This window comes from Leptospira kanakyensis, from assembly GCF_004769235.1.
Classification (GTDB): Bacteria; Spirochaetota; Leptospiria; order Leptospirales; family Leptospiraceae; genus Leptospira_A; species Leptospira_A kanakyensis.
Map to the genome: position 1 here is coordinate 222,608 of NZ_RQFG01000005.1, position 24,142 is coordinate 246,749.

General features: G+C 38.9%; 23 protein-coding genes. 10 read left to right on the top strand and 13 right to left on the bottom strand.

All coding sequences use genetic code 11. The annotated features are described in order from the left end of the window. Position 1: 1 nt before the first annotated feature. Genes EHQ16_RS01610 through EHQ16_RS01620 form a run of 3 tightly spaced genes read right to left on the bottom strand, consistent with a single transcriptional unit; the run spans position 2 to position 2,972 of the window. Positions 2-412, bottom strand: coding sequence for a hypothetical protein (locus EHQ16_RS01610; protein WP_135636985.1), 411 nt, complete (start codon positions 410-412; stop codon positions 2-4). Beyond that, positions 409-1,167: a PrsW family glutamic-type intramembrane protease gene (locus EHQ16_RS01615; protein ID WP_135636983.1), complete on the bottom strand. Its 759-nt coding sequence runs from the start codon at positions 1,165-1,167 to the stop codon at positions 409-411. The genes EHQ16_RS01610 and EHQ16_RS01615 overlap by 4 nt, the downstream gene beginning before the upstream one ends. Next, a complete protein-coding gene (locus EHQ16_RS01620) occupies positions 1,164-2,972 on the bottom strand; it encodes an energy transducer TonB (RefSeq protein ID WP_135636981.1) in 1,809 nt (602 codons plus the stop codon). The genes EHQ16_RS01615 and EHQ16_RS01620 overlap by 4 nt, the downstream gene beginning before the upstream one ends. 63 nt (positions 2,973-3,035) lie before the next feature. Between EHQ16_RS01620 and EHQ16_RS01625 the strand changes: the two genes are divergently transcribed. Beyond that, a complete protein-coding gene (locus EHQ16_RS01625) occupies positions 3,036-4,436 on the top strand; it encodes a glycine--tRNA ligase (protein WP_167482621.1) in 1,401 nt (466 codons plus the stop codon). Beyond that, positions 4,437-4,904, top strand: coding sequence for a GNAT family N-acetyltransferase (locus tag EHQ16_RS01630; protein WP_135636978.1), 468 nt, complete (start codon positions 4,437-4,439; stop codon positions 4,902-4,904). A 7-nt stretch (positions 4,905-4,911) separates the two neighbouring features. Here EHQ16_RS01630 and EHQ16_RS01635 read toward each other — a convergent pair whose 3' ends face one another. Together EHQ16_RS01635 and EHQ16_RS01640 are read right to left on the bottom strand one after the other, a co-directional pair. After that, a complete protein-coding gene (locus EHQ16_RS01635; RefSeq protein ID WP_135636976.1) occupies positions 4,912-6,549 on the bottom strand; it encodes a TPM domain-containing protein in 1,638 nt (545 codons plus the stop codon). Between the two features lie 44 nt (positions 6,550-6,593). Then, positions 6,594-7,307 (bottom strand): TetR/AcrR family transcriptional regulator, encoded by a 714-nt coding sequence (locus EHQ16_RS01640; RefSeq protein ID WP_135636973.1) that lies wholly within the window; start codon positions 7,305-7,307, stop codon positions 6,594-6,596. 172 nt (positions 7,308-7,479) lie between these two features. Here EHQ16_RS01640 and EHQ16_RS01645 point away from each other — a divergent pair, with 172 nt between their 5' ends. The 4 genes from EHQ16_RS01645 (at position 7,480) to EHQ16_RS01660 (ending at position 11,467) form a co-directional block, all read left to right on the top strand. Continuing rightward, a complete protein-coding gene (locus EHQ16_RS01645; protein ID WP_135636971.1) occupies positions 7,480-8,409 on the top strand; it encodes an esterase/lipase family protein in 930 nt (309 codons plus the stop codon). 96 nt (positions 8,410-8,505) lie between these two features. Then, positions 8,506-9,555: a lipase secretion chaperone gene (locus tag EHQ16_RS01650; RefSeq protein WP_135636970.1), complete on the top strand. Its 1,050-nt coding sequence runs from the start codon at positions 8,506-8,508 to the stop codon at positions 9,553-9,555. Beyond that, entirely contained in the window at positions 9,524-11,125 is a 1,602-nt protein-coding gene (gene lnt / locus EHQ16_RS01655; RefSeq protein ID WP_135636968.1) for an apolipoprotein N-acyltransferase, read from the top strand. Before EHQ16_RS01650 ends, lnt begins: the two co-directional genes overlap by 32 nt. A 45-nt stretch (positions 11,126-11,170) precedes the next feature. Further along, entirely contained in the window at positions 11,171-11,467 is a 297-nt protein-coding gene (locus tag EHQ16_RS01660) for a hypothetical protein (protein WP_100791356.1), read from the top strand. Positions 11,468-11,568: 101 nt separating this feature from the next. Here EHQ16_RS01660 and EHQ16_RS01665 read toward each other — a convergent pair whose 3' ends face one another. Beyond that, entirely contained in the window at positions 11,569-13,569 is a 2,001-nt protein-coding gene (locus tag EHQ16_RS01665) for a helicase (protein ID WP_135636966.1), read from the bottom strand. 115 nt (positions 13,570-13,684) lie between these two features. Here EHQ16_RS01665 and EHQ16_RS01670 point away from each other — a divergent pair, with 115 nt between their 5' ends. From EHQ16_RS01670 to EHQ16_RS01685, 4 genes are read left to right on the top strand one after another with little or no spacing between them, the layout of a single operon-like run. Continuing rightward, a complete protein-coding gene (locus EHQ16_RS01670) occupies positions 13,685-14,983 on the top strand; it encodes an ABC1 kinase family protein (protein ID WP_135636965.1) in 1,299 nt (432 codons plus the stop codon). A gap of 4 nt (positions 14,984-14,987) precedes the next feature. Then, complete coding sequence (locus EHQ16_RS01675) at positions 14,988-15,227, top strand: FeoA family protein (protein WP_135636963.1); 240 nt, start codon at positions 14,988-14,990, stop codon at positions 15,225-15,227. Then, positions 15,224-17,293, top strand: a complete 2,070-nt coding sequence (feoB, locus tag EHQ16_RS01680; RefSeq protein ID WP_135636961.1) for a ferrous iron transport protein B — start codon at positions 15,224-15,226, stop codon at positions 17,291-17,293. The genes EHQ16_RS01675 and feoB overlap by 4 nt, the downstream gene beginning before the upstream one ends. A gap of 30 nt (positions 17,294-17,323) precedes the next feature. Continuing rightward, positions 17,324-18,313: an N-acetylneuraminate synthase family protein gene (locus EHQ16_RS01685; protein ID WP_135636959.1), complete on the top strand. Its 990-nt coding sequence runs from the start codon at positions 17,324-17,326 to the stop codon at positions 18,311-18,313. 17 nt (positions 18,314-18,330) lie between these two features. Here the strand turns inward: EHQ16_RS01685 and EHQ16_RS01690 are convergent, their stop codons facing one another. From EHQ16_RS01690 to EHQ16_RS01720, 7 genes are all read right to left on the bottom strand, one after another. Continuing rightward, complete coding sequence (locus EHQ16_RS01690) at positions 18,331-19,563, bottom strand: vitamin K epoxide reductase/DsbA family protein (RefSeq protein WP_135636957.1); 1,233 nt, start codon at positions 19,561-19,563, stop codon at positions 18,331-18,333. After that, the gene (gene hisA, locus EHQ16_RS01695; RefSeq protein ID WP_135636956.1) at positions 19,563-20,309 is read right to left on the bottom strand and encodes a 1-(5-phosphoribosyl)-5-[(5-phosphoribosylamino)methylideneamino]imidazole-4-carboxamide isomerase; all 747 of its coding nucleotides are present in this window, start codon (positions 20,307-20,309) and stop codon (positions 19,563-19,565) included. Before hisA ends, EHQ16_RS01690 begins: the two co-directional genes overlap by 1 nt. Position 20,310: 1 nt before the next feature. Beyond that, a complete protein-coding gene (gene hisH, locus EHQ16_RS01700) occupies positions 20,311-20,937 on the bottom strand; it encodes an imidazole glycerol phosphate synthase subunit HisH (RefSeq protein ID WP_135636954.1) in 627 nt (208 codons plus the stop codon). Further along, positions 20,934-21,515, bottom strand: coding sequence for an imidazoleglycerol-phosphate dehydratase HisB (gene hisB, locus EHQ16_RS01705; protein ID WP_135636952.1), 582 nt, complete (start codon positions 21,513-21,515; stop codon positions 20,934-20,936). The genes hisH and hisB overlap by 4 nt, the downstream gene beginning before the upstream one ends. Positions 21,516-21,780: 265 nt before the next feature. After that, entirely contained in the window at positions 21,781-22,248 is a 468-nt protein-coding gene (locus tag EHQ16_RS01710) for an LIC11177 family protein (RefSeq protein ID WP_135636950.1), read from the bottom strand. Positions 22,249-22,297: 49 nt separating this feature from the next. Then, positions 22,298-23,245: a rhomboid family intramembrane serine protease gene (locus EHQ16_RS01715; protein ID WP_135636948.1), complete on the bottom strand. Its 948-nt coding sequence runs from the start codon at positions 23,243-23,245 to the stop codon at positions 22,298-22,300. Between the two features lie 181 nt (positions 23,246-23,426). Beyond that, the gene (locus tag EHQ16_RS01720) at positions 23,427-24,125 is read right to left on the bottom strand and encodes a Crp/Fnr family transcriptional regulator (protein ID WP_135636946.1); all 699 of its coding nucleotides are present in this window, start codon (positions 24,123-24,125) and stop codon (positions 23,427-23,429) included. Between the last annotated feature and the right edge of the window lie 17 nt (positions 24,126-24,142).

Genomic DNA, 24,142 nt, shown 5'->3' on the forward strand with positions numbered 1-24,142 from the left:
GTTACTTCTGGATTTCGCCAACTTTCGTTTCCCTACATGTTGAAATATTTCCGGAGCTACCTTCTTCTATCGTTTGGTAACCTGATTTTTCGATTTTCACCATTTTTACTTTAATTGAATTTCCTACGTAATCGATCATTTCAGGATCGTTAGTTTCCAGTAATGTTACCTTGTAAGAACAGGGACCTGTCCAAACAATTTTTTCTTTCAAAAACATCGAATTGTATTCTTGGATCTGGTAGTTACTATACCGTTTAAATTTTGATGTATGACCTGATTTACATACATTCTCAAAGATACCAGTACGGAAATAGGAACACTGAGTTGATTCCGATTTTGTTTGATTTGGATTGGCTGCATATATTGATAAAACAAAACCAAAATTATATAAAAAAAATAAAATGTACTTCATTCTGTTGTAAAATCACTTTCCGCTATCACTAAATTTTTCTCTTCCACCACAAAAGTCCTCCAGTCATTCACAACCCAAACCCAAATCCCAACGAATAACGATGTAGCAATCCATAAACCTATGGTGGAACCTGGGATTAAAAGAAAATCCACAACCCCATGTTGTAAAACGGAAAGTATAAATCCAAATATTATATATAATCGTTTGCCTGCAAATTCTGATTGTTGATTGCTCTTTAATAGGAAAAATGCAAAACAAAGATTGATGAGTAAATGTATGTTAGATGAATGAATGGTTCGAGCAAAAAATAAATCTAACTTTTTTTCCTCAGGTTCCCTTGCGATGTAGTGAGTGTTTTCGATAAAAGAAAAACCCATAGCCACAAAAGATCCGAACAAAACCACGTTGGGCGAGAATGTTTTTGTTTTTTTATCATAACCCAACACAAAAGACAGAATCATAATAAAAAATATTTTGAATGTTTCTTCCGTGATTCCTGCTTGGATAAAAGCTAAATGCGCTGTTTGGGTGAGCATACTTACTTTTTTCTTTGGAGTGAAGTCCGCTTCTGGCCAAAGGATGGGGTGAAGTCTTAAGATGAGGTCTGTCGACAACCAACCAAAAAACAATGCGAGTAAGATTCCTAAAACTTCCTGCCAACCTTTTTTGGGTTGGTAGGCCTTCCAAATCACAATAGCCCAAGGAAGAACTGTTAAAGACCCAACAAAATAATCAAAAAATCCAATTTCTTTCATTCTGGTAACTCTTCCATATAACGGCCGTCGAATAAGTTGATCATTTCTTTTTGAAGAGGGGTTGGAACAAATTCAGGATCAATTGGTCCATTCCAAAATAGTTCCGTCACACGGATGTCGTTTTTTGTGCCTGGTGGTGGCATGAGTGGTCCTAAACTTTCAACTAGTTGTAAGGTGCGAAGATCTTGGTCAGGGTAGTCTGATCCTTCTACCAGTTCCACATCAATCACATCCCCATCTTGGGTGATGGTATAAGCAACTACAGATGAATAAGGGTGGGGAGCTTTGGCCCAGTAATCCATATAACTTTCAGGGATTCGCATTTTAGCGGAGATATAGTTCGAGTAAGTTGGTGGAACTTTTTTCCCTCGGATCTTTTTGATATAACCTTTGACTGGGCCATTGTCTGCGACTTTTTCGTTGGAGATTTTTTCGCCCTTTTCTTTGTTTTCTGTTTCATTCCCGGTCACAACCCCACCGTTCAGACCTTTGGTGTCATCAGGGACATTGGGATCGATAAAATAGAATTCCATTTTTTCTGGACGGAAGTGATCATTCTTTTGTGCTGATTGTTCTTTTTTTTTGCCACGTTGCAGAGTGATCGGGATCAGAAAAACAAGAGAAATCAAAATCAAATGGAAGAGTAAGGAAAGTGGTAATACATTTCGGAACCCTTTTCGTAGTCCTGGTTTGAAAAATGGTTCGGACTCCCCTACTTTGTCTTCCTTAACTCCTAAGTTTTCCAAACTAAAAGATTTTTCCAAAAGGTATGAGGAATATAAATAAATTCCGATGAGAGCCGAAACAGAAAATACCGCATAAGCAATATTTTGCGAAGAGATAAAAAAATCTTTATCGGGAACTCCAGGTTTTAATCCAAAACCGGCCAAAAACTGAATCCCGAATATAGGGCTTAAATAAGAAAATACCCAAACGGCTGAAAACAAAAACAAAAGTAATGTCAAAAATAATATAGGGAAACCACGCCAGTATTCATAAACATAAATATGTCCAAATCCAGGAAGGATATGATCTCGGAATTTTGCTTTTTCTTTAACGATGAGTTCTAAACGAAAAGGAAATCGGGACTTAGAAACTACTGCAGCTTTCCATCTTTCTCGGATGCGAATCCCTTCCATATAACGCAAATAAGGTTTTACAATCAAAGAAGGAATTTTATTCCGATTGAAACTAAATAACAGGATACAAAGAGAAATTGAATAATTAAATACAAATTGATACACATCCGCAAGTGGTGCTAGCGGAGACATTGATTTGGCTGGATGTAATTTTTCTGAAATGTATTGGAATCCAAAATTGAGAAGGAGGGCCAGAAAAAGAATGAGCAGTAAGGTATCAAATTTGGCATCACGAATCCGCATCTCTGTGCGGATCTTTCCATAAGGATGTTCCGTTTGTAACCTGGCAGTTCTTATGGATTCCCTTTTTTTATTTCTCTTATGGCTATGAATGTAGTTTGCGAGAAGTAAAAGAAAACAAATCACAACAAATCCAAACTTTAACTGAAAACTTCTAGATTCCTTCGCGAGGAATTCGTTGATCACAGCTTCCCATTCAAGTCCCGACCTGTGTACAAGTTCGATAGGATAAAAAACAATCCATGAAAGGATATAAACAGCGACCACCGCTAAGGCCCGAAGGCGGAGTCGGAACTCATTTGGGAAAGCAAACAGGACACCCAAAGCCAAAAAAGGCCCGAGAGAAAACATGGGGGACATCCAAAGGAAGAAGGTTAAGGATTTTTTAGCCCAGGGAGAGAGTAGTTTTGAATTTGCCGAATCCATTCTTTAGTCTTATCTCAAGGAAAATACTTTGAATTTTCATGGAAAACAAAAAATTTGGCGGATATGGCACAGCCGAAAGAGAAAGAAGAACAGTCGCTCAAACCCATAGTCGCAGTCTCCAAAAGAAGGGGATTTGTTTTCCCAGGTTCCGAAATTTACGGAGGCCTTTCCAATACCTTTGACTATGGTCCGAATGGAATTGAAGTATTAAACAATCTAAAACGACTTTGGTGGGAATACTTTGTTCACAGACGGGACGATGTTTTGGGTCTTGATTCCTCCATCCTCCTCCACCCACGGGTTTGGGAGGCTTCTGGCCATATTTCCAACTTTAATGATCCCCTGATGGATTGCAAAAAATGTAAAACTCGTGTGCGAGTGGATAAATTTTTGGAAGATAAGGAAGGCGAAGGTGCTGCCACTGGAAAAAGTTTAGAGGAACTAACAAACACCATTCGAGACAAAGGATATGCCTGCCCTACTTGCGGAACTGTGGGTAGTTTTACTGATGCCCGCCAATTCAATTTGATGTTCAAAACTTCTCACGGTGCGTCCGAAGAAGGTGCCACAGACATTTACCTTCGCCCAGAAACGGCTCAAGGGATCTTTATCAATTTCAAAAACGTAACCCAAATTGCGCGAAAAAAAGTTCCCTTCGGAATTGCACAAATTGGAAAGTCTTTTCGAAACGAAATCATGGCCCGCCAGTTTATCTTTCGTACGCGCGAGTTCGAACAGATGGAGATGGAGTTTTTCTGCGAACCAGGCACTCAAAAAGAATGGTTTAAGTATTGGGTGGACTACTGTATGGACTGGCTTGTCAATGTAGTGGGTCTAAAAAAAGAAAACCTTCGTGTGAGAGAACATGAAAAAGAAGAACTTTCTTTTTATAGCGATTCCACAAGTGATATCGAATACAAATATCCGTTTGGTTGGGGAGAACTTTGGGGTGTGGCCTCAAGGACAGATTATGACCTCACCCAACATGAAAAGTTTTCTTCAGAAGACTTAAAATACCATGATTTAGAAAATAAGAAAAAATACCTTCCTTATGTTGTAGAACCTGCACTCGGTCTGAACCGACTTTTCCTTGCTGTGCTTTGTGATGCTTATGAGGAAGAAAAATTAGAAAAAGACGACATTCGCACTGTCTTACGATTTGGAAAACGAGTGAGCCCCATGAAAGTGGCTATTTTCCCTCTGATGAAAAAAGACGGGCTCGATGCCAAAGCCAAAGAAATTTATGCTGACCTTCGCAACCATTGGTATGTAGACTACGATGAAAGTGGAGCCATTGGAAAAAGATACCGCCGGCATGATGAAATCGGAACTCCTTTCTGCATCACTGTAGATTATGATACCATGAGTGATGGAACCGTCACCATTCGTGAAAGAGATTCAATGAAACAAGAAAGGATTGCCGTCTCTGAAATCAAATCTTACCTCATAAACAGAATGGTATAGGTGATTCGGGATTTAACAGAATCTGACAGAAACCAAACCATCGAACTCGTAAACCAGTTTTACCGAAAAGTAAACGAACTCGAGTTAGATGGTTTGTTTCGCATCCGACCCCGCGCCGCAACCAAATTCACTGACATCTATTTCAAACTCATTGGAACTGGAAAAGTGTATATGCGTGGGTATTTTGTAGAAGAGGAACTTGTCTCCTTACTCATTGGTCGAGTAGAAGAAAAACCCCATCTCGAAGAAGAAAGAAGCCTATTTATCGATCTTGCCGTTACCAAACTGGGAAAAAAGAAAAAAGGATATATGTCCGAACTTCTGAAAGATGTAGACCTATGGTGCAAAGAAAAATCCATTCCTGCGATCGAACTTCGGGCCATTTTACAAAACGAAGAAGCGGTAAAGTTCTGGGACAATTCTAAATTCGAAAGATTTTACATTCGTTACCGCAAACGAGTGGAATAAAATTTTTTCACCAGCTTCCCGAACTTCCCCCTCCCCCAAAACTACCACCGCCGCCGCCTGACGAACTAGAACTAGAGGAACTACTATAACTGGATGAGGAATAGGAACTCGAACTACTGCTAGAAGAATACGAAGAATAAGACCCACTTCCAGATTCATTGGCAATGATATAAAGAAAATGAAGGATGAGTAAGGATACATAGGAGAATAAAAAAGTAAAAACAAATCTATTTTCAGAGAATCCTAGAAGGTTATGTATGGAAAATCCGAGAGTCCAAACCAAGGAAATCAAAACATATTTGAGTAATCTATATTTCCACGAATCCACTTCGATGGCTTTTGCTAAGATATAACCACTCACCAAACAATTGAACCATTGGAACCAGAGAACCATAGTTTCTAAATTGTATCTGGGTGAACTTTCTTCTGAACTTGGTAAATAAAAGATAAGTCCACAAAGAAATGACAACCAAAGGATGAGTGTTAAAAAAAAGTGAATTGGTTTGAAACTAAAGGATCTAAACCCCAATCCATAAATGGTCAATAGAATCAGGCCTTGGTAAAAGAGGATATAAACCAAATTTTCTCCATTCATAAAAGAGAAAATAGAAAACGAAAACGTTAAAAACGAAAGGATATGCAAAAACAATCCTTTGGAACTCATTCCAAAACCTTTGGCGATTTGATTAAACTTTTCTTTGATAACATCATCTAACGTGATCTTAAATACTAGTAAAATCAAACCGAGAGTTCCAACCACCCAAGACAGAGCTTCCCCATCTATCTTAAAGGTAAAATATAAAAAGGGAATCCAAAATGCGATAGAAAGAATAGAATATAAGTACGAGAGCGGAGACCATAATCCATAAAGTAGATACAAATTCCCGACTACAATTCCTAAGCAAAAAAGATAAAATAAGGCATCGGGAAAAAAATAACCAAGACCAAATAAAACAACAAATCCATACAATACTTCCAACCACTTCTTCCCTTTAAAGGTTCCGTTTTCTTTTAAAACATAATAAATGATCCCAGTTAGGAGTAAAATCCCAAGTGTATAAGCAAAATTTCGAGGTGTAGAATCGTTAGATAATGCCATACCTACCCCATCAGAATCATTCGTATTCAGAGCCGGATTGGAATCAATATCTCCATAAAGAATGGATTCTATTGCAAGAACTCCACTCACTAAACCCAAAACCATATCTCCTTTTTTAAATTCAGGAATCATGATATTACGAATGATTCGATTACACAAAACATCGGTTAATGTTTCTTCTAAACCGTAACCTACTTCAATTCGAACCTTACGATCCCCTGTTGATAATAGGACGAGAACCCCGTTGTCCTTATCCTTTTGTCCTAATTTCGATTTTTCTGCCACAGCGAATGAATAAGAATTTATATTTTCCCCTTCCAAACTTGGAATGATGTAAACGTATACTTGGGCCGATGTTTTGGTTTCAATGGCAGAAAGAATGTTTGTAACTTGATTTTGTTTCTCCAAAGGCAAAATTCCAACTTCATCCGTTAAGGGGCTTGTGAGGATTCGCACCTCTCTTGCCGTAAGGGGAAGTACCCAGGTTTGAACCAAAACACTAATGAACAAACCAAAGCGGAACCAATTCTTTCGGGATAGTTTCATGCGACAGATTTTACATAGAGATCTGCACGATGGCAAGTATAGTTTTATCGTTTTTGGATCAATGGATTTGTTTTTACCAATCGATACATCCGAAAGATAGGGCCCATCACGTTTTTGAACAAAGGAAAATTAGAAAGTTTGATCAGTTTGAATGTTAATTCTAAAGAATCATTCATTAAGTGTTTTGTGTTGTTATAAAACTTCGAAGAATCGGAAAGCCAAAAGTAAATTAAACCCATTTGTTCCAACCAAAGTAACTCTGGTAAAATTTCTGCAAGATCATCTCTAATTTTTAAATTCGATGTTTCTAGTGCTTCGCGGATGATACCCACTGCTTCTTCTCGAATGAGAATTGTCTCTGGACTGAATGGGGAAAGAGAATGACTTGGATCTCCTGCATGCCTTGCCAATACCTGTAAAAACATTTTATACTCAGAAAAACTTTCTAACTGAGTTAAGATGATGTATTTAAGTCTTGTTTTAAAATCCCTAGTAGACTTGAAGAATTGAGATGTCAGTTGTTTGACTTCAATTTGTGATTCCCTATAAAAATGCAAAACAATCTCTTCCTTTGTTTTGAAATGATAATACGTAAGCCCTAAAGATACTCTAGCTTCTTTAGCAATGCGACGCATCGTTGCAGACTCATACCCCTCTTTCTGAAATAATGTGATGGCAGAATTATAAATTCTTTCTTTCGTGAGTTCTCGTTTACTCGATGTTTTGTGAGAGATTTTTTTGGGAACGGAATGGGGCATAACCTTCAGTATACAAGGAAACAGTTGATGGCATGAAAGCAAACCATTTTTGAACACGTTCAATTGTTACAAAACTTAGGATTTTTTTTCAATCTCCCAGAAAAAATATCCTTGCCCTAAATAAGGCAAATTGACACAGTTTTATCTTAGAAAATTCAGAGGTGAAATATATATGATCCGTAAAGGTCTTTTAGCCATTCTTTTTACATTTGCGCTCGCGACTCCCATTCTCGCTAGCTCCGGTTCTTCTTCCAAACCGCTTGCAGGTACTTATCCCATCATCCTTTCTCATGGTCTTTTTGGTTGGGGCGAAAACTCCGGTGGAATCATTAGCATCGTAAACTATTGGGGTGGAACAGACGATTACCTCAGAAGCCAAGGGGCTACTGTATTTGCTCCTGGCAAAACTGCAGCAAACTCCAATGAAGTGCGTGCTGGGGAACTAAAAGCAGCTATCCTTACTTACGCCGCTGCGACAAACTACACTGGAAAATTCCACATTCTCGGTCACTCTCAAGGTGGACTCGATAGCCGTTACGCAGTGTCTAACCTAGGACTTTCTGGTCGCACAGCAACTCTGACAACTCTTAACACTCCGCACTATGGATCACCCATTGCAGACATCGTAAAAAACGTTCTTCCTAGTTGGATCCAACCGTTCGTAGCAAGTATTGTTGAGTCTCTTGTGAAACTTGTTTACGGTGGAACCAACCAACAAAATGCTCTGGCTGCACTTTCCTCTTTATCAAAAGAAGGACTCGCTTCTTTTAACGGATACACTCCCAACAAATCAGGTGTGAAGTATTTCTCTTATGGTTCTTCCATTACAATTCCTGACCTCATCCAACACCCTCTTATGGGAATCCTTCACCCTGCTTGTGGGGCTGGTGGACTTTTCCAAGGACAAGGATTTACTAACGATGGACTCGTTCCACTTTCTTCACAAAAATGGGGAACTTGGAAAGGTGGACCTTCTTATGGAATCTTCACTACAGGGATTGACCACTTACAAGTATCCAACACTCTCCGTTCAGGAAGTTTATGGTATGATGTAGAAGGTTTCTACTTGAATATGGCTTCTAACATGAAGTCGAACCAGTAATTCGTTACTGGAGTTTTTTCAGAAAACCCAAGCAGATGCTTGGGTTTTTTTGTTTCCAGAAGTATAAATCCATTCTTTACTACGATACGATCTCCTATGAATGTTAAAAATTTACGTTACCTTGGTTATGCCATTGGAGCCCTACTCCTTATCTTTGTCGCTTTTCGCATCTTCAGTCCTGGAGAATTAGAAACTAGTGTTGATGAAAACCCAAATGACAAAGCGGAATCATACTTTCGCACACAAAGTGATGGTTTTTCTGTGGATCCATTTTACTTAGAGTCCGCAAAAACTATTTTTTCAGCGGATGGACAGTTCCTTCGATTTGAAGAAATATTGGCACGCGCCAAATCAGGTGAATTGAATTTAGTTTCAGAACTTTGGAACTTACGTCGGCAATGCCCAGAAGGTAGCACCCGCGAACAATGCCATGAATACATCAAAGCCTTCCTCCAAAATGAATATGGTGGGGAAGAGGCAAAACGACTTGTTACCATGCTTTCCAATTATCTAAAATATGAAGAGGCTATGGTGCATTTGGATCCTTCCAGTAAATCCTACACCAACCAAGAAAGATACGAACAAATCAAACAACTTCGTAGGAAGTATTTTGCCAAAGAAGATGCAGAACTCATCTTCGGATTAGAAGAAGCCACTGCCGATTTTAGTTTTAATCGAAAAAATTTCTTAGATGAAACCAAAAATCTAAAAGCAGAAGAAAGACTTCGTTTGTATGAGGACTATCGTAAAAAATCCTTTGGGACTTTTTACAATGCTGTGGCAGCGAGAGAACCTTTGTATGATAAGTTTGAAAACGAAATGGATTTAAGACAGATTGAACTTTCTAAGTTATCTGGTTCGGAAAGAGAAAACAAAGAAAAAGAAGTTAGGATTCGTTATTTTGGCAAAGATGGGAACGACCGAATGGAAAAGGTTTTAAAAGAAATGAAAGAGGAAGAGGAAAAAATTTCCAAACTCCAAGTGGAAGAAAAAAATCTTTTAAAGAATTATCCCAATCTTTCTGAATCAGAACGAGAAAAGAAATTAATGGATCTAAGAGTCCAAACTTTAGGTAGTAAAGAATTGGCAGAGGAATATTCAAGAAGAATGGAATATGAGAAAACACTCAAAAATTCCGGAAATTAAATACCCTCTCCTTTTACTTTTTCCAGTCGCAGGTTTATTTGCACTGGCGTTAGAACCCTTCGGATTTGCATCCGCAGGGTTTATTTGTATCTTCCTACTTCTTTACTTCACCAAACAACTAACCATTAAATCCAGTTGGAAATATACATTCCTTTCGACATTGTTATTTTCCAGTTTAGTAACACTCACAAGTTTTTATTGGATTTGGAATGCGATTCGTAATATCTCTGGCCAGGGTGTTTTTGTTTCCATAATTCTATTTTTGGTTTATGCACTTTTATCTTTTTATAAGATTGGAATCGTTTTTTTCGGGTCTGTTTTTCTGACAAAACAGAGAACCATCAAAAACTCACATTTCTTTTTACTGGTTCTTCCGTCCTTGTTTTTAATTTCGGATTGGATTTGCCCGATGGTTTTTCCTGTGTATTGGGGGGACTTATTTCGAAACAATATCCTTTGGCGACAAATGGCGAGGTTTGGAGTTGAGGTATTAGGATTTGTTTCTATTTTCTCTGCTGCCCTTCTCTATCTCATGCTTTTAAAGTCGGATAAAGGGATCAGACATTATTTTTCTTATCTGATTCCTATCTTTTGTTTTTTCCTAATCAACTTATATTTCCTGGCAGAATCCATTCCCCAGGGCCCGACAATCCATTTGGCCCTCATTCAGCCAAACACTCCTTATGCGAAAAGAGAAATCCAAGAAAACGAAGTATGGATGACAAAAACCATACAATCCGTTTATGATATTGGCCAGGAAGCCATTCGTAATGCATCCAAACCAATAGACTTACTCGTATTACCAGAATCTGCCATTCCTTTCCTAGGGACTCTCGATTCACAAAATCCCCATACAACGTATAGCAAAAGTTTTGTGGATGTTACTTCAAATTTGGTAAGAACCAGTAATACCCCTCTTGTTTTTAATGAACTTGTTTGGGACAAAGGAACAAGGAACACACTCACCCTCCTCCATCCCCTCAACCTTTCCTCAGAAAGAAGATACAAACAAGTTCTATTACCTTTTGGAGAGTACTTACCGGGTGAAAAACAACTTCCTTGGTTACGAAACATTTTTCCGGAAACGAGCAATCATATTCCAGGAGAATTAACTGATGTTTTAAGTTTCCAAACCAAAATGGGGGAAAGGGTTACATTCAGTTCGCTGATTTGTTATGAAATCCTTTATCCTGATTTTCTTCGAAAGATCATAAATCATTCGCCTTCGGAATTTGTTCTCAATCTCACCAATGATTCCTGGTTTGAGAGTTTAACCGAATCCAAACAACACGCAGGAGCAGGAAGGCTGCGTTCGATTGAATCGGGTAGGCCCGTCGTCCGAGTTGCTGTCACTGGCATCACCACGGCCTTTGATCCATGGGGAAGAGAGATGATGGGAGAATTACAAACATTCCAAAAGGCCATCGGATACTTAGATCTTCCAACAGTGGAGAAAGATAGAACCACTCCCTATATCGAATTCGGCCCAGGTCCTTGGCGAATCATGGTGGTTTTCCTTTTATTTTTTGTTTTTTTCCATAAGTCCAGGGCCGATAGTACCATAAAATGAAAAATGAAATTGAAATTTAGGTAAGGGCAGAAAGGCTATTCGAATATGGAATGGGAAAAAATACTTCGCGATGCGGTGAAAGAAAACTCTATTAAGGAATTGTATCTCAGAAAGGTACCTTCTTTAAAAACCTGCGAAGATTGGAATAAGGTCGTAGAAGTGGGAACTGTAGACCACAAAACGAAATATGCTTATTATAAGGGTGGGCTTGTCAAATACGGAGAAAGATTGTTCTTCGTGACCCAAGAACGATTGGATGCAGTCTCTCCGTTTCGCAAATGGGATTTTAAAAACAAAATCAAAATCACCGATCCAGAACTGACTGTCGGCGAAAAGAAATAATCTGAAAACTTGGCCTAAACTAAAGTTTAGTTAGATCATCAGGGCAAAAAAAAGACCAACATACGTTGGTCTTTTTTTATGTTTAGGGATGTTTGTCTTCCCTACCGGTTCAAACGAATGATCATATTGAGTTTTTCGGCAATTGTGATCACTTCCATCACCTTTGATTTCTCAATGATGATCCCAGTGGGGCTTACTTCTTCTAATACAAATTTTTTACCTTTAATTTGACCCAAAAGTAGTTCCATTACTTGTGAATCTTTGGTTCGGAGAAGAACCGAATCTTCCGTAATGGTAACAATAGGAAGGTTGTTACCCCAATCATCAAGTAAGAAGAGTAAATTTTGAGCAAGATCTGCCTTCGAAGATTCTCTTAAGAAATGAACAAAGGTTTCTTTGTCATAACCAAGAAGGATCCCCAATTGGAAACTATCTTTGGTGAGTAAAAAAGTATAAACACGGTCATAATCTTTCAATTCACAGAAAGCTTTTAACAAATGGATTCCATTGAGAGACACTCGATCCGGGAAGGCAATGATCGAAAAGTCTGGGTTGATGGTGATTCCACCTTTTTCTGTTACCGTCACTAGTGCTTCGTGGTTGAAGTAATGAGCCCCTAGTTCCGAAAGACTTAGGTTTCTTTGTGGATATTCCACTTCAATGAGACCAAAGAGTTGTAAATAGAAAATAGCAGAAATGATTTCTTTCCGTAGGTCTGCCAAATCTTCTTCATAAGTTTTAATTTGGAAGGTTGGTGAAAAAACCAAATGGTCACGAATGATATGTGAAAAGATTACGGATGTGTTGATCTTTCCATGCGCCATAATGAGTTTTACCGTTTTGTCCAAAATTCCTTTTTCGTAGAACGGAACTTCGGTGGCAGTAAAAACTTCCGCAGGATTCAAACGTCGAGTTCTTGCTTCATTCACTTCGTGAATCACAAGTTTCATGATTTCGAAGATATCTTTCTTTAGAAACTCATCTGTTTCTTGAACAAGGATTACGTTTTCACCTTTGATATCCACATATCCTAAAAGTTTTAGGATCGGAAGGATGAGTTCAATTTGATAAACTTGGCTTTTTTCTGGGAAAATTTCAATGTCAGGAGATAAAAGTTCTGTTTCCGTTCTTTTATGGTCTGCTTGTTTGATTTTTCCTGATTTTGCAAGGTTCAAACCTTTACGTGAAATATAAGAAATCAGTTTTTTTACGTTTAAGAAAAAATCCAAACCATTGGCCGAAATTTTCTCCTGACGAACGCGAGTTCCTTTTTTTACCGGAGGTAAAATCGGAGAGAACTGTAGATGATCCAAAATTTCTTTTGGAATGACAATCACTCGAATGAATTTGTCTTCTACGTAATATAAATCACGAACTAAATAAAGAGATGTTAAAAGTGGAATGGTTTGTTCAAACCGTCCACGATTGACTGTGATGTAATTACGGATGGTATCCGCTTCGATCACACCACCATGGATATAAATTTGGTGTAGAACATCTTTATCAAAATCAGAAAGACCTTCGATTAATTTTTGAAGGAATTCCGTATCTAAAGCGTTCTTTAAAAATGTTTCAATGTGTTCGCCTTTTTTGGCACCAACTGCTTCTTTCCATTCTTCAGGAAGTTCAGCAAGAGTGGCTTTGTGTAAGGCCTTCTCTGTAGAGAACTTAAATTTCTCACCCTTAGGATTTGTTTCTACCTTGATGAGTCTTAAATATTCGTCATAAGTATGGTATTTATCTAAATTGTTAGTAAGACGTTCACGGTTTTTTCTTTGGTATAAAAGATAATATTTTCTAAGAACGTTCAGTTCCATTTCCACGTTGATAGGCGGAATGTTGACCTTTCTCGAAATTTCTCCGAGAGTCATGACCCCTTTGTTCTTCAATATGGATGTCAGAATGTTGACTTGGAGGGGGGTGAACTTTTCCAGAACCCCTTTTAGGTAAAATTCGTTCTGGAAAATCTCCATGAGGCCCAAAATGGTCGATTTTTTGTCCTTTCCCGGGATCTTTTGGATGTTCCAAAGGCTGGCGATTTTTTTGATCTCGTTCAGATCGAGTTTTTCTAACTCTTGGTACAGGACAGTTTCTTGGCTCATGGGTGTGATTTGATAAGTTTTTGTTTGAGACCTAATCCTGCAACTCTATTTCAATTGCAGGAGCGAAGGGGATTTTCTCGTTTCCAATCCCGATTTAGGTCTCAAATTAGGGCGTATGGATTCCCTTTCTGAAATTGTTTCTTTTGGTTGGCAATCAAGCCTTCGCGTCGCCCATTCCAGTTTTGTATTCACAACCAAAGCATTCGGGATTCTCGCCCAGCTGGCAAAGGGAGAACCAAACCACAGAGAAATTGCCATCACCTTAAGGGATGCCTTTTCCAACCTGGGTGCCACGTATATCAAACTCGGTCAATTCATAGCAAGTGCTCCGTCTATTTTTCCCAAAGAGTATGTCGAAGAGATGCAAGCCTGTTTGGACTCAGTCCGACCAGTAGCCTACCGAGACATTCGTTCCTCCGTCGAACGGGAATTGGGTGGGAAACTCGAAACCCTATTCCATAGTTTTGAAGAAACTCCCCTTGCCTCCGCATCCATAGCCCAAGTCCACGCCGCAGTCACAAAAGAAGGTCTCGATGTAGTAGTCAAAGTCCAAAGGCCGGATGTCCACCTAACTTTAAAAACCGACATGCAGATTTTAGGAATTTTAACCAAAATCTTAGCCGTCATTGCGCCTGAATTTAAAAAATCAGGACTTACGGCTATGTTTGAAGAATTTCAAATTTCTATCTTACAAGAAATTGATTTCATCCAAGAAGCAAAAAACATCGAAGAGTTTGAAGAATATCTTTTGCGTGTTAAAGAATCCAGAGCGAGAGTCCCAAGAGTTTACCATACGTTATCTTCCAAAAAAGTTTTAACCATGGAAAGATTTTATGGAGTTCCCATCACTGATGAAGCGGGGCTTCGTAAATTTACAAACAACCCAAGAAAGGTCTTAAGTGACGCTTTGGAAATTTGGTTTTCCTCTTTATCCAACCAAGGATTTTTTCATGCCGATGTTCATGCAGGAAATCTAATGATTCTAAAAGATGGAACCATCGGTTTTATCGATTTTGGAATTGTGGGAAGGATCTCTCCTCGAATTTGGAAAGGACTTATGTTATTCACACAAGGCATTGGGATCGGTGAACCTACATTAGTTGCACAAGGTCTAGTAGAAATGGATTCAACAGATAGTGGAGTAAACCCTGCCATTTTAGCCAAAGAATTAGATTCTGTTTTTAATGAATTAGAATCAGTCTATGTTCATTTGACTGACAATGAGATGTTTGACGAATCTAGGGTAAATCGAATCATGTACGACATGAAGGAAATTGCCGAAAAAAATGGACTCAAAATTCCAAGAGAATTTGCCCTTCTTATGAAACAAATGTTATACTTTGATCGGTATGTAAAGTCAATGGCACCAGAAATCAATTTATTCCGCGATTCACAGAAGTTTGCCATCTCATAATCCAATGACTATACAAGATTTAAAAATTGGTGAAAAAGCGGAAATTGTTTCTTTAGATTCAGGCAAACTCACAAGACCTATGTTAACTGAACTTTTGGAACTTGGATTTTTCCCAGGGGCCGAAATTACACTCAAAGATAAATCTTCTCTTCTTGGGAAGATGGTTTGTGTTTTAAGTGGAACCACTATTGCTCTAAGGATTGGAGATGGGAACGCCATCCAAGTCAAAATCAAATCAACATGAAAGACAAAAGAATTTTTTTAGTTGGAAATCCCAATTGTGGGAAATCAACCCTCTTCAACCAACTCACTGGACTCAAACAAAAAACAGGAAATTTTAGCGGAGTTACCGTAGAAAAAAGAGAAGGTATCTTTAGTGCCAATGGTTCCGAATGGATCATCACCGACTTACCAGGAACATACGGCCTTGGTGGAGTTGCCGAAGACAAAAAAATTGCCTATGAAGTATTACTTTCAAGAAAACCAGAAGAACAAGTTATTTATGTTTTGGATGCCTTAAACTTTGAAAGAGGACTTCAATTTTTATTACAAATCATTGATATGGGTGTTCCCACACTCGTGGTTCTTACCATGAAAGATGTCCTCGAGAAAAAAAGAATTCAATTGGATTTGGATAAACTAAAAAAACAGATTGGACTCCAATTCATTTTAGTGAATGCAAAATCAGGAGAGGGAGTTGAAACTTTAAAAGAAACGATCACAAAACCAAATCAATTTCAAAAACGCGCCCGCCTCTGGACTTGGGGAACCAAAGAAGAAACATTTTTAAAAACAGCAAAACAAAAACTAGGGATCGATTCTAACGAAGCAGAATTCTTTTTATCACAATCTCTCAAATACCTAAACGAAGACCCTCATTTCAGTGAGGAACGTTATTACCTAAAGTTTCCTGAAGAAACAAAGAACTGGTTACGATCACAAGTTGTGGGGAAAGGTTATTCCTTCTATTACCAAGAAGAAATGATCTATCGTTCCTTTTTTATTAAAAAAGTTTTGGCCGATGCCATTACTTATCCAAAATCCATTCCCGGAAGTTGGGAAGAAAAGTTGGATCGGGTTTTATTACATCCGATTCTTGGTTTTGTTTGTTTTTTTCTTTTGATGGGACTTCTTTTTCAAAGTTTATTTAGTTTTGCAGAAATTCCCATGGATCTAATTGAACTCGGAATCACAAACTTACAATCGATTGTGGAACCGTATCTTGGCGAAGGACTTATCAAGTCTTTGGTGGCGGAAGGAATCATTGGCGGTGTCGGAAGTGTGATTGTTTTTATACCACAGATTGCACTGTTATTTTTATTCATTGGGATTCTAGAAGAATCCGGATATTTAGCACGTGCTAGTTTTTTAATGGATCGGGTGATGGGGAAATTTGGTTTATCAGGAAAATCTTTTATCCCTCTGCTTTCTTCTGCCGCTTGTGCCGTTCCTGCCATCCTCGGAACAAGAACCATCGAAAACAAATCAGACCGTTTTACAACGATTATGGTTTCACCTCTTGTGATGTGTTCGGCAAGATATCCTGTTTACATTTTGATAGTGGGAACTGTTTTTAGTTTTCCACCCGTTTTTGGAATTTTTAATGTCCAAGGTTTTGTTTTGTTTTCTATGTTTTTTCTGGGAATGGTTGCAAGTTTTGGATTTGCCTATGTATTCCGCAAAACAGTCTTTAAAGAAGATTCTTCTTACTTTGTGATGGAACTCCCCAGATACAATCTCCCCTCTTTAAAAAGTTTGTTTCATACTGTTTTCGGAAAGGTAAAATCGTTTTTATCCACTGCAGGCCAAGTTATTTTATATATTTCTGTTCTCCTTTGGTTTCTCAGCCATTTCCCCGCAGAATATAAAAATAACGAATGGGAAACTAGTCCCATTGAATCTTCTTATATTGGAAGGATAGGAAAAGTGATGGAACCAGCCATCGAACCACTTGGATTTGATTGGAAAATTGGAATTTCCATTTTAACATCTTTTGCAGCACGTGAAGTGATGGTTTCCACCTTAGCAGTGCTATATGGCTCAGAGGAAAACGAAGAAGGCGAATCTTTACGTTCCACACTACGCACAGAAAAAAGGGCCGATGGATCGCTCGTTTGGACTCCCCTTTCCGGATTATCTTTACTCGTATTTTTTGCCTTTGCCAGCCAATGTATGTCCACTTTGGCTGTAACTAAAAAAGAAACGGGCACTCTTCTTTGGCCCGTGGTTCAGTTTTTATATATGACAATCCTTGCCTTTACCGCTTCCTTTCTGATTTTCCAATTGGGAAAGATTTTAGGATTTGTTTAAACTGCCGACAATGAATCCAAGAGGTTACACTTGGATTTTCATATTGGAAAAAAAACTCTTACGAGAAAGTCGGCACCCTATTTGGTGGCAGAAATTGGTCTGAACCACAATGCCGATCTTGAAATTGGGAAAAGAACCATCGCCAAAGCCAAAGAATCGGGAGCGCACGCGGTCAAATTCCAAACTTATCGGACAGAAGAATTCATAGACAACACAAATCCCGATGTCAAATTTCTTTATGATATTTTTAAACAATATGAATTAACCGAAACTCATCACAAGGAATTCCAAAAAACAGCTCTGGATTTGGGACTCGATTTTTTTTCCACACCTCTTTGTGATTCCGCAGTAGATCTGTTATGTGGACTGAATGTTCCTGTTTTAAAAATTGCATCCGGTGATATTGTTAATTTACCTTTACTAAATAAAGCCATCCAATCAGGAAAACCAATCATTGTTTCTACTGGGGCCGCCTTACCAGAAGAAGTCACAAGAGCCATTTCTTTATTTAAAAAAACTGGGGCAGAAGTATGCCTTCTCCATTGTGTTTCGATGTATCCCACTCCGTTAAACAAAGTAAATTTACAATCCATTCCTTTTTATTTGGATACAACGGACTATGTTGTCGGCTTTAGTGATCATTCAGATGGGACTTTGGCTTCGTCCGTTGCCTGTGGTTTGGGTGCTGTTGTTTTTGAAAAACATTTTACCTTGGATCGCCATTTAGAAGGCCCAGATCATGGAATCTCGATGGATCCAGTTATGTTTACAAGACTTGCGGAAGACTTAAAACTTAGTTTTGAAATGGGTGGAGTGTATGGGAAAAATACACATCCAGAAGAAACTGGGGGTTGGTTTTACGGCAGAAGGTCATTGTACAAAAAAGGAAATTCCGTTCTTAGTTTAAGACCGGCATTACATACAAAAGATAAAAATGTTTTGGATTCTTGGGAGTTGGAACGAGTGGGTGATCCTTCTCGTTTGCAAGAAGGACCCATCCGCCTGGCACCTAAGTTTTAGTAGGTGCCAAAATCAAATTACATCTTTTGGATGATTTGTTCGAGGAGTGTTTTTAGAAAAATTGGATTTGGTGTTCCACTTTCTATCTTTCTATCATTGATATAAAGTGAAGGAGTGGATTGGATATTTAATTTTTCTGCTTCATCAATTTCAGCATTCAATTGGTTTTGTGCTTCTTTAGAAGCCATACAAGCCTTTAGAGAATTGACGTTGAGTCCAATGGAATTGGCTAAATTCACAACACTAGATCCGGAGTGAGCCACACCCTTTTCTAAATTATCATAAAGCCCACGATACATGGGTTCAAATTTCCCTTGTTTGTCCGCACAAATGGCCGCAATGGCAGCCACACAAGAGGTGGCACCTGGTCTTGGTTGTTGCATGAGGCGGTTACAAGTTCCATCGAGAGGAAAGTTTTTATATACCACTCGAACCATTCCATCGTATTCAGAAAGAACTGTATGTAAAATATGGCTTGTGTGCAAACAATGTCCGCAGTTGTAATCCGCATATTTAACAATTGTTATAGGAGCATCTTTTTTACCAATAAATGGAGAACCCGCAACTTGGATTCCAAGTGTTGGTTCTTGGAAATAAGCCGCAATTTTAGATTGAACTTCGGCTGAGTCCATCCCTCTAGAGGTTGCTAAAGTGTTAGAACTAGCATTACTCACCCACATTTTGCTTGTGGCAAAACCTAAAGAGAAACTAAAAAAATAAACAAGTCCTAATGTGGCGATTCCTTCTTTGAGGGCCGCAGGGATATCCAGTTTTGGTTTTCCTTCCGTTTTCCAAAGTAGGAATAAAATGCTAAGAAGTGCAATGGTGACAATGTAAGTCACAAAACAAAGTTGGCAAATGGTTCCAATGATCCCTACAGAAATTCCAAATAGAACTAAATCCAAAACAAGTCCTAAAACTAGAACAGGAAAAAGGAGAGAAATGGTTTTAGACACTTCTTCGTTTGATTTTGCCTTAGTGATCAAAAAGAATGAATAGGTTAACAATCCATAAAACCCAAAACCAAGTAAGGCGATGGGAACATTTCCTAAAAAGGGAACACCGGGGATTGCAGAATAAGAACTCTCTGCTACTTTCAAACAAGAGTCACCGCCACCTAGCGCGGAACATGCGGAATTGGCAATGTTTTCTGTTCCTATGCCAAAGTATTCAATTGCTAATAGGAAAGAGACAATGAGTCCAATGACTCCACCGATCACTCCTGCTAATGCTAAATTCTTACGATTCATCAATTTTCATTCCTCTTCTTACTTAGAATCCTGATACTTTCTTTTAGGTCTAATTTTCCTTCATAAATGGCTTTTCCGGTGATGGCCCCAAAAAGTTTCCCTTTAGAGGCATCATACAAATTCACTAGATCTTCCGTGGAAGAAACCCCACCTGAAGCAACCAGTTGTAAATCTGGGAATTGAGACAATAACTCCAAATAAACCGCTGTGTTTGGTCCTGCCATCATTCCGTCTTTAGAAATGTCAGTAAAAATGACATGGCGGATTCCCATCGCATACATTGTTTTTAGAAAATCTGTGTATTTAATTCCGGAATTGGTTTCCCAACCTTTGGTGCGGACAAATCCATCTTTGGCGTCCACACCAATGACGATCCGTTCTGGACCATATTCATTAAGCCCCTTTTCAACAACAGTCCTGTCTTCTACAGCGACTGTTCCCAATATGAACCGAGATACCCCAAGCCCATCATAAAATTTCATATTTTCCAAAGAACGAATTCCGCCGCCTAACTCTAGTTTCACAGAACATTTTTCTTTGATTTTGCGAATGGCCTTCTCGTTTTCTGACTTACCAGTTTTTGCTGCATTTAAGTCCACGATGTGGATGAGAGTGGCCCCTTGTTCTTCAAACACTTGGATCATTTTTTCTGGTTCAGAAGAATAAACAGTTTTTTTAGAATAATCCCCTTGGAGTAAACGAACAGCTTCGTTGTCCAAAAGATCAATGGCAGGTAATACTAACATATTAAAGTTCTATAAAGTTTTTTAGGATTCCTAGTCCTATTTTATCCGATTTTTCAGGATGGAACTGGGTTCCAAATACGGTTTCTTTTTCTACTACTGCGGGAAAAGATTCCCCATAGTAATGACAGTTAGCTGTTACATCTAACCGATCCACACCAACAGGTCTATAGGAATGGATAAAATACATAAAGGATTCATTGGAGATTCCTTTTAGTAATTTTGTATTTTTGGCTTTGATATCAAAAAGTTTGTTCCAACCCATATGAGGAACTTTAAGATTTTGTTTTCCTTCAAACTTTCTGATTTTTCCACGGATGAGCCCAAGGCCAGGAATGGTGGTTCCTGTTTTGGATGTTTCATCCGAATCCTCAAATAACACCTGATATCCGATACAAATTCCAAGTAAGGATTTTTTTGCCGCCACATGTTCTTTCAAAACGGATGAAAAACCAGCTTCATTTAAATTCTGCATGGCTTTATCAAAATGGCCATCACCAGGCAAAATGATTTTATCTGCCTTTTTGACTATTGCCAAGTCGTTTGTGAATTGGAAATCACTCGTGTATAAAGAAACAGCTTTGAGTAAGGAATGGATATTCCCCATTCCAAAATCTAAAACTGCAATCACTCGAGCATGCCTTTTGTCGAAGGGATTTGGTCTTTCGCGGAAGGATCAATCGCAATCGCTTGGCGTAAAGCTTTGCCAAGTCCCTTGAAAATGGATTCGTGGATGTGGTGGCGATTTTCACCGTAGTGAACCACTACGTGTAAATTCATCTTCGCATTGAGAGCAAATTTCTGGAGGAACTCGAGAGAAAGTTCAGCATCGTAAATTCCAAACTTCCCGTCCATAGGAGGACCTGAGTATTTAAAATAAAAACGTCCCCCTAGATCCACAGCCACAGTTGTGAGAACCTCATCCATAGGCAAAGTAAAGTGACCGTAACGAAAGATGCCTTTTTTGTCACCTAGCTGGGTGTGGATCATTTGTCCCATAAGGATAGCGGTATCCTCTACCGAGTGGTGGCAATCGATACCAATATCCCCTCGGAGTTTTAAATCCATATCGATGAGACCATGTTTGGAGATATGGGAGAGCATATGCTCAAAAAACGGGATTTCTGTATCAAACTGGTAGACCCCTGTGCCTCGGACATTTAAGTCCAACCGGATGTCTGTTTCGGATGTCTTTCTTGATTCCACCATATTCCTAGCATGTTTGGCAGAAAACCTAGGTGTCAAGAGAGAATGTGCGGAAAGATCATGAAGCGAGGCCGAGAACCCCGGCCAAATCATACCCTATAAATACCCAAAAAAAATAAACCATGGCAATGACCGAAAAAATAAGAATGCGTTTCCAATGTTCCTGCAAAGAAGTCCCTCTATGAAAACCAACAACTGGCAGGCAAATTCTTCTCAAAGAATTAGGGAAATCCTATGTTTTTTCCTGACCCTTCTCTCTCAGTCAGTTTTACTTCCCAAATCGTTGGTTGAACATCCTAACAAGTTCGGCGATGGAATCCTCTACATATTTGAAATGTTTGGGTTTCATGGGATCCAGTGGCATCATATCGTGGATCTTTTTGTAACGGTCAAAAGACTCTCGAATGTATTCTAAATACTTTTGGCTTGTGATTCCATACCGTTTGAATAGGGATTCGTTCTCTTGGAATAATTTCTTAAAATCATCTGCATAGGTCCCATCATTTAAAAAATAAAACCTAAGATCCGTTTTCGCCTGAGAAAACGCAATATCGATATTGGTAATGAATTTAGAAGATTTTGTGGTATCGGTAGTTTCTGGACTCTGTGCCGACAATTTAGCAGCTGCTTGTTCGATCGCTTTTTGTTCGGTACTACGTTTTTCTTTTTCGAATTCTTTCGCTAATTTTTCTCGTTTTAAAACCTCATCTACTGAGGATTTTTTTTCTACAGGCATGGTTTCATTATCCCTATCTAAGGAGGCTGTCAAGGAATTAGACGAAAATTTATTCTTTTACCTTCCGAAGCGCACAATTTGCCAACCATTCACAACGCAAACAGATCGGATCCTCGGTGTTATACGTAGCAGGAGGACAAATATTGGCATCTGCCACTTGTAATCCTTGTAAATAATTTATTACCGAAGCCTTGTCTTTTTTAGAATGGATCTGACCTAGTATGTTTTCATTGTATTTTTTCTGATCGAGAAAAAGATCTTCTACAGCTACTGGTTTTGGTTTGGACTGAGTTTTTTGATCCCTTGGGGCTTCCCATTCCAAACCTGGAATGTAAGGCAAACTTCCTGGTTTGATTTGTTTTTGAAAGAGTTTATAGAGTAAGAGTGCTGTGAGTGCCCCACCCAAATGGCAGGTGTTCGAAATGGCGCCGTTCCCAAATTGTGAGATCAAATATCCGATCACGAGAGATACCCAAACAGCATTCTTAGCTTTTACTGGAAAAATAAATAATAGGAGTTCTGCATTCGGATAAAAAATTCCAAAAAGAGCCAGTACCCCAAACAAGGCTCCAGAGGCACCGATGGTTTGTGTGGTCATGGATTCTAAAAATGGAATATTACCACCTAACACTTCGTTTAAATAGGCAGACAAAACCACAAAAATCCCGGCACCAATTTGAGAGGCAAAATACAAAATCGTAAATCTAGTTTTTCCGATGATAGGAATGATATTGGTTCCTAACATATACATACCATACATGTTCACAAGTAGGTGAAATGGAATGAGTTCCACTGCATGTAAAAAACCATAGGTAAATACTTGCCAGATCGCACCACCTAACACAAAGTCAGGTGTTAAACCAAACCGATAAATTAACTGTTGGTTGGCAAAGTATTGGAGAAAAAAAATAAGACAATTAACGATGAGAATGACATTTAAGGGATGAAGGATGGGATTCCCAAAGAGGTTTGGACCCTGGCTTCGATTTCTGCTCATGTAACTTCCAGAATTTAGATGGCTTGGAAAGAAACAAGGGAAATAAAAAAAGGGGGAATCCTTTCGGAATGCCCCCCGGGAGTGACTTAAGGTAAAATCAGGCAACAGACCCTACCTTGATTATCAATCACTTCTACCATCGGAATTCCCTTCCTCCGGCTTAATAGATTCGTAAAAAAATTTAGGCGATTTTTGAAAGGGAATACAAAGCTTCCCTGTTCAGAATGTCGATGCGGTTTTTGTCCACAGAAATGAATTCCCTGGCCTTTAGGTCAGAAAGTGCACGAACCAAGGTTTCTGTTTTGGTTCCAATGAAAGTGGCGAGGACATCCCTTGTGACTTTGAGTTCCACCTGGTTCTTACGGCCTTGGGCATTGTCTAAAACGATTAAAATTTCCGCTAACTTTTCATGGACTTGTTTGGTTCCGAGAGAAACTACATGTTCCTCCATCTCCTGCCATTCCTTAGCCATTTGTTTAAAAACTTCTTTTTGGAAATTCATATCATCTTTCACAAGAGCATCAATTAGAGCTCCCGTGATGTAACAGGCATGTGTGTCTTCAATGGCGACAACGTTGTGATGGGAGATAGAGTCGGAAATACAGTCCCGGAACCCAACCCAGTCTCCTGGGCCACTGAGACGTAAGGTCTGTTCCTTTCCGCTAGCGAGTTGCACGTAACTTCTCACGAGACCCGATTTGATGAAGAAAAAACCTTCTGCTTTTTCACCTGAGGTAACGAGTTGTTTTCCCCGAGGGAACACAGTAAAATCTTTGCCCGCGTTGATCCTTTCTATGGTCTCATGCGCAGCACAGTGTAAGACGTTGTGATTTTTATAATCACATGCAAAACAATCGGGATTGAGTGGAAGTTCCGCCATTCAGCTTTGGTGTAACC